At 68.8% G+C, this 6,690-nt stretch carries 5 protein-coding genes; 2 read left to right on the forward strand and 3 right to left on the reverse strand.

Annotated features, from left to right (window positions below; genetic code table 11):
* From C667_RS18770 to C667_RS18780, 3 genes are all read right to left on the reverse strand, one after another.
* Positions 1-367 (reverse strand): DNA-deoxyinosine glycosylase (locus C667_RS18770; protein WP_004376028.1); only part of this gene is annotated, 367 nt, incomplete at its 3' end.
* Entirely contained in the window at positions 364-684 is a 321-nt protein-coding gene (locus C667_RS18775; protein ID WP_004376031.1) for a DUF2782 domain-containing protein, read from the reverse strand. The genes C667_RS18775 and C667_RS18770, both read right to left, overlap by 4 nt.
* 159 nt (positions 685-843) lie before the next feature.
* The gene (locus C667_RS18780) at positions 844-1,569 is read right to left on the reverse strand and encodes an LOG family protein (RefSeq protein ID WP_004376035.1); all 726 of its coding nucleotides are present in this window, start codon (positions 1,567-1,569) and stop codon (positions 844-846) included.
* A gap of 23 nt (positions 1,570-1,592) precedes the next feature.
* Here C667_RS18780 and polA point away from each other — a divergent pair, with 23 nt between their 5' ends.
* Both polA and msbA read left to right on the forward strand, forming a co-directional pair.
* On the forward strand, positions 1,593-4,442 hold the full coding sequence (polA, locus tag C667_RS18785; RefSeq protein WP_004376039.1) for a DNA polymerase I: 2,850 nt from the start codon (positions 1,593-1,595) through the stop codon (positions 4,440-4,442).
* A 145-nt stretch (positions 4,443-4,587) separates the two neighbouring features.
* On the forward strand, positions 4,588-6,345 hold the full coding sequence (gene msbA, locus C667_RS18790) for a lipid A export permease/ATP-binding protein MsbA (RefSeq protein WP_004376042.1): 1,758 nt from the start codon (positions 4,588-4,590) through the stop codon (positions 6,343-6,345).
* The last annotated feature ends 345 nt before the right edge of the window (positions 6,346-6,690 follow it).

The following is a 6,690-nucleotide window of genomic DNA, read 5'->3' on the forward strand; positions in this document are numbered from 1 at the left end:
CGGCGCCGTTGAAGAAGACGTGGTCGATGCCGGGGCAGGCGGCGAAGAGGCCGGCGAAGTCGTTGGCCTCGATGCTGGCGGGTGCGATCGCGCTGTCCAGGCTGCCGGCGCGCTCGCAGCGGCCGATGACGTCCCACAGCGCGACGCCGGCGGAGGCGAGGCGCTCCAGCCGCTGCGCGTAGGGGAGCTCCGGCCCGGCGCCGAAGAGCGCGCCCATGATCGGCCAGAAGGCGTTGCGCGGATGCGCGTAATACTGCGCGGCGGCGAGCGAGGCCGTGCCCGGCATGCTGCCGAGCACCAGCACGCGCGCGTCGGCGCGGAACTGCGGGGCAAAGCTGCGCACCAGCGGTGCGGCGGTCGTGCTCACCAGGACTTGATCACCCACATCGGCACGGCGAGCTCGGGCGTGCCGTCGTGGCGCACCATCTGGCCGTTGCCTTCCTTGTCGATCAGGTAGTAGGGAACGCCGTGCGGCGGCGTGACCTTGACCATGTAGAGCTTGCCGCGCATGCGGTACTCGGTGACCGTGTCCTCGCCGCGCTTGACGATGGTGACCTCGGGCTCGTCGGCCGCGCCCTCGGCGGGCATCGGCGGCGGCTCGGGGATCGGTTCGAGGTTCGCGGGCTGCTGGGCGAAGGCCGGCGCGGCGGTGGCCAGCAACAGGGCGATCAGGGTGCGACGCATGATGTTCTCCGGAAGATGCTGCAATTCTAGCCGGGGTCGGGGGGTCGGGGGGTCAGGTCTTTCATTTGCTCATTGCAGGACCTGGCCCGCCTTCTGGCGCGAAGGTCTTCAGGCTCATTCTGGGGCGTTCGAATGAGCAAATGAAAGACCTGACCCCACTCAAAGATTCAGCATCATCTCCCGCTCCGCCGGCAGAGGCTGGAAACCACGCCGCTCGTAGTGCTTGAAGATCGCCTCGACCACCTCCTCGGGCTCGTCGATCACCTGCACCAGGTCGAGGTCTTCCGGGTTGATCATGCCTTCGGCCACCAGGCGGTCGCGCAGCCAGTCCAGCAGCCCCTGCCAGAATGGACGATGCACCAGGATGATCGGGATCTTGCGGCTCTTCTTCGTCTGCACCAGCGTCATCGCCTCGAGCAACTCGTCGAGCGTGCCGAAGCCGCCCGGCATCACCACGTAGGCGGCGGCGAACTTCACGAACATGAACTTGCGCGCGAAGAAGTGCTGGAAGGTCTGCGAGATGTCCTGGTAGGGGTTGGCGGCCTGCTCCAGCGGCAGCTGGATGTTGAGACCGACCGACGGGCTCTTGCCGAAGAAGGCGCCCTTGTTGGCCGCCTCCATGATGCCCGGGCCGCCGCCCGAGATCACCGCGAAGCCCGAATCCGACAGCAGGCGGGCGATCTTTTCGGTGAGCATGTAGTACATGTGGTCGGGCGGCGTACGCGCGCTGCCGAAGATCGAGACCGCGGGGCGGATCGCGGCCAGGCGTTCGGTCGCCTCCACGAACTCTGCCATAATCCCGAAGATCCGCCAGGATTCGCGCGCGTTGAAGCGCGGCGCGCTGCTGTCGGGCACGCTGCGGGGGAGTTTGTCTTTCGCGGTCATGTTGTTGTTCTCTAGGATTCGGAATGCCCACCCTGCTGCTCGTAGACGGCTCCAGCTACCTCTACCGCGCCTTCCACGCCCTGCCCGACCTGCGCAATGCCAAAGGCGAGCCCACGGGCGCGATCCGGGGGGTGCTGTCGATGCTAAGGCGGCTGGAAAGCGACTACAAGGCAGAATTTCGCGCCTGCGTCTTCGACGCCAAGGGCAAGACCTTCCGCGACGACTGGTATCCCGAATACAAGTCGCACCGCCCGCCCATGCCCGACGACCTGCGCGCGCAGATCGCGCCGCTGCACGAGGCGGTGCAGGCCGAGGGCTGGCCGCTGCTGTCGGTCGAGGGCGTGGAAGCCGACGACGTCATCGGCACCTTGACGCGGCTGGCGCACGAGCGCGGCTGGGAGGTGGTGATCTCGACCGGCGACAAGGACCTCACCCAGCTCGTGCGCCCCGGCGTGCGCTGGGTCAACACGATGAGCGAGGAAGTGCTGGACGAGGCCGGCGTGGAGGCCAAGTTCGGCGTGCCGCCCGAGCGCATCGTCGACTACCTCGCGCTGGTCGGCGACACGGTGGACAACGTGCCGGGCGTGGAGAAGTGCGGCCCCAAGACTGCGGTGAAGTGGCTGACCGAGTACGGCACCCTCGACAACCTGGTCGCCAACGCCGACAAGGTGGGCGGCAAGGTGGGCGAGAACCTGCGCCGGCACCTGGACTTCCTGCCGCTCGGCAAGAGGCTGGTGACGGTGGCGACGGATGTGGAGCTGCCTGTAGGCTTGGACGAGCTGCCTGCGCGCGAGGACGACAAGGCTGCGCTGCGGGCGCTGTACGAGCGCTTCGAGTTCAAGTCGTGGCTGAAGGATCTGGATGGCGGGGCGGAGAGCGTGGCGGCCTCGAAGGCGGCCACGGATTCGCGCCGGTTCGGGTCAACACGGGATGCTAGCGCGTTCGCGGCTTCCGCCGCTCCTACATGGGAAGGAATTAGGGGACAGAGCCCGATTTCCGGGGCCTCCGGACCAGGGGGAGCGTCCGCGGTGACTGCGGATGAGCAAATGAAAGACCTGACCCCGGTCTATCCGGTCTATCTCTCCATCCTCGACTGGTCCACCTTCGACACCTGGCTGGCGAAGATCTCCGCCGCCGCGCTCACCGCCTTCGACACCGAGACCACCAGCCTCGACCCGATGGCGGCGAAGCTGGTGGGGATGTCGTTCGCGGTCGAGCCGGGCGAGGCGGCCTACCTGCCGCTGGCGCACCGCGCGGCCGATGCCCCGGCGCAACTGCCTCTGGACGAGGTGCTGGAAAAGCTCCGGCCCTGGCTGGAGTCCGATGCGCACGCCAAGCTCGGCCAGAACCTCAAGTACGACGCCCACGTGCTCGCCAACCACGGCATCCGGCTCGGCGGCATCGTGCACGACACCCTGCTAGAGTCCTACGTGCTCGAGAGCGACAAGCCGCACGACATGGATTCGCTCGCCAAGCGCCACCTCGGCCTCACGACGATCCCTTATGCGGATGTCTGCGGCAAGGGCGCCAAGCAGATCGGCTTCGACGAGGTGGACGTGGCGCGCGCCACTGAATACGCGGCCGAGGACGCCGACGTCACGCTGCGCCTGCACCGCCAGCTCTACCCGCAGCTCCAGGCCCTGCCGCAGCTCGACGCACTCTACTGCGAGCTCGAGATGCCGGTGCTCGGCGTGCTGCAGCGCATGGAGCGCACCGGGGTGCTGATCGACCCCTTCCTGCTCAGCCAGCACTCCGAGGAGCTCGGCCGCCGCCTGCACGCGCTCGAAGGCGAGGCGCACACGCTCGCCGGCCAGCCCTTCAACCTCGGCTCGCCCAAGCAGCTCGGCGAGATCCTGTTCGGCAAGCTCGGTCTGCCGGTGGTCAAGAAGACCGCCACCGGCCAGCCCTCCACCGACGAAGAGGTGCTGGAGAAGCTCGCCGAGGACTACCCGCTCCCCAAATTGCTGCTCGAGCACCGCAGCCTGTCCAAGTTGAAGAGCACCTACGCCGACAAGCTGCCGCGCATGGTCAATCCGCGCACCGGCCGCGTGCACACCAGCTTCTCGCAGGCCACCGCCGTCACCGGCCGGCTGTCGAGTTCCGAGCCCAACCTGCAGAACATCCCGATCCGCACGCCCGAAGGCCGCCGCATCCGCGCCGCCTTCATCGCGCCGCGCGAGCACCTCATCGTCTCGGCCGACTACTCGCAGATCGAGCTGCGCATCATGGCCCACCTGTCGGACGACGCCCGCCTGCTCGAGGCCTTCGCGAAAGGCGAGGACGTGCACCGCGCCACCGCCGGCGAGGTCTTCGGCGTGGCGCCCGCCGAGGTCAGCAGCGAACAGCGCCGCTACGCCAAGGTGATCAACTTCGGCCTCATCTACGGCATGAGCGCACACGGCCTGGCCAAGAACCTCGGCATCGAGCGCGCCGCGGCGCAGGCCTGGATCGACCGCTACTTCGCGCGCTACCCCGGCGTCGCCGACTACATGGAGCGCACTCGCATCGAGGCGCGCGAGCAGGGCTTTGTGGAAACCGTCTTCGGCCGCCGCCTCTACCTGCCCGACATCCGCGCCAGCCAGGCCGGCCGTCGCGCCGGCGCCGAGCGTGCGGCGATCAACGCGCCGATGCAGGGCACGGCCGCCGACCTGATCAAGCGGGCGATGATCGCGACCGATGCCTGGCTGGCCTCGTCGGGCCTGAAGTCGAAGCTGGTGCTGCAGGTGCACGACGAGCTGGTGCTGGAGGTGCCCAAGGGCGAGCTCGACACCATCCGCAGCGAGCTGCCCAAGCGGATGGGCGGCGTCGCCGAGCTGAAGGTGCCGCTGCTGGTGGAGGTCGGCGCGGGCGACAACTGGGACGAGGCGCACTGATGGCCGTGGCGCGCCGCCTCCTCCCTGCCGCCGCTCCGTGTCATTGCGCGCGATGAGCTCCGCACCGAACCCCGGCTCGTCCGCCTCCCCTGCCCCCGGCGCCGCGGCCGTAGCGCCCGCTGCGGAGAAGCCCGTCGCAAGCAGCATGAAGGTCTACGTCCGCCTGCTCGGCTACACCCGGCCCTTCCTCGGCTACTTCGCGCTCAGCATCCTCGGCTTCGCCATCGCGGGCGCCTGCAAGGCGGGGCTGGCGAGCGTACTCAAGTACTTCATCGACGGCCTCGCCGAACCCGATGCGCCGATCGCCACCGGCCTGCCCTGGCTGGACGCGCTCGATCTGATCTTCGCGATCCCGGCCATGATCGTCGCCATCGCGCTGGTCGAAGGCCTCGGTACCTTCCTCGGCAACTACGGCATCTCGCGCGTCTCGCTCGGCCTCATCCACGACCTGCGCTCCCAGCTCTTCGGCAGCTTCCTGGTGCTGCCCAACCGCTTCTACGACGCCAACAACTCCGGCCACCTCGTCTCCAAGATCACCTACAACGTGTCGATGGTCACCGACGCGGCCACCGACGCGGTCAAGATCCTGTTCCGCGAGGGCCTCACCGTCATCGCGCTGCTGAGCTACCTGCTGTGGATGAACTGGCGCCTGACGCTGACCCTGCTCGTCGTGCTGCCGGCGATCGCCTGGCTGGTGTCCAACGCCAGCCGCAAGTTCCGCCGCCTGTCGAAGAACATCCAGACCTCGATGGGCGAGGTCACCCACGTCGCCTCCGAGACCATCCAGGGTTACCGCGTGGTGCGCAGCTTCGGCGGCGAGGACTACGAGCGCGCGCGCTTCCGCGACGCCAGCACCCACAACACCAGGCGCCAGCTCAAGATGGTGCGCACGCAGGAGACCTTCTCGGCGCTGATGCACCTGATCGTGTATTCGTCGATGGGCCTGCTGCTGTTTACGGTGCTCAAGGTGCGCGGCGACGCCTCGGCCGGCGACGTGGTCGCCTACATCACCGCCGCCGGCCTGCTGCCACGCGCGATCCAGCTGCTGGGGGGCGTCAGCGCGCGCATCCAGCGCGGCGTGGCCGCGGCCGACAGCATCTTCGAGCAGCTCGACGAGGCGCCCGAGCCCGACGGCGGCACGGTCGAGCGCGCACGCATCGCCGGCCGTGTCGAGGCCCAGGGCCTGGGCTTCGGCTACCCGGGGGCGGAAGGGCGCGCGCTGCATGGCATCGACTTCCAGGCCGAGCCCGGCCAGATGATCGCGCTGGTCGGCAAGTCGGGCAGCGGCAAGTCCACCCTTGCCAACCTCATCCCGCGCTTCTACCAGCACGACGAGGGCCGGCTGCTGGTCGATGGCGTGGCCGTGGAGGACTACACGCTCGCCAACCTGCGCCACCACATCGCGCTCGTCACCCAGCAGGTCACGCTGTTCAACGGCACGGTGGCGCAGAACATTGCCTACGGCGAGCTCGCCGGCGCCAGCCGCGACGAGATCATCGCCGCCGCAGAGGCCGCCAACGCGCGCGAGTTCATCGACCGCCTGCCGCAGGGCTTCGACACCGAGATCGGCGAGAACGGCGTGCTGCTCTCCGGAGGCCAGCGCCAGCGCCTGGCGATCGCGCGCGCGCTGCTGAAGAACGCGCCCATCCTGATCCTGGACGAGGCGACCTCCGCGCTGGATACCGAGTCGGAGCGGCTCATCCAGGCAGCGATCGAACGCCTGATGGAGGGGCGGACGACGATCGTGATCGCACACCGGCTGTCGACGATCGAGAAGGCCGACCAGATCCTGGTGATGGAGGCCGGCCGTATCGTCGAGCGCGGCACGCACGCCGAGCTGATCGCCCGCGGCGGCACCTACGCGAGGCTGCAGGCAATGGGGATCGAGCCGGACGCTTCTTGAGCCCTCGTTCGCGGCTGCCGCCGCGCCTACAGGGTGCCGTGCCACCAGCCCGCGACGCTTCCTGTAGGAGCGCCGGCAGGCGCGAAAGCCGCGTCGATCCCCCGCGACCCCGTCACTCGCCGCGCGCCCCCTTCGCGGCTGCCGCCGCTCCTACATTCACCGCGAGCGCACCCGTCTCCGTGCCCCTGTAGGAGCGCCGGCAGGCGCGAAGTCGGCCATTGACCAAGCGCAGCACCCAATGGACCCGCAGCCTTCGCGGCCGCCGCCGCTCCTACATTCTCCGCGAGCGCACCCGTCTCCGTGCCCCTGTAGGAGCGCCGGCAGGCGCGAAGTCGGCCATTGAAC

It is taken from the genome of Thauera phenylacetica B4P (assembly GCF_000310225.1).
GTDB lineage: Bacteria > Pseudomonadota > Gammaproteobacteria > Burkholderiales > Rhodocyclaceae > Thauera > Thauera phenylacetica.

What these genes read in the sequence shown, in the direction of transcription:
- C667_RS18775 (WP_004376031.1), bottom strand. Translation starts at nt 684, where the DNA reads ATGCGTCGCACCCTGATCGCCCTGTTGCTGGCCACCGCCGCGCCGGCC.
- C667_RS18780 (WP_004376035.1), bottom strand. Translation starts at nt 1,569, where the DNA reads ATGACCGCGAAAGACAAACTCCCCCGCAGCGTGCCCGACAGCAGCGCG.
- polA (WP_004376039.1), top strand. Translation starts at nt 1,593, where the DNA reads ATGCCCACCCTGCTGCTCGTAGACGGCTCCAGCTACCTCTACCGCGCC.
- msbA (WP_004376042.1), top strand. Translation starts at nt 4,588, where the DNA reads ATGAAGGTCTACGTCCGCCTGCTCGGCTACACCCGGCCCTTCCTCGGC.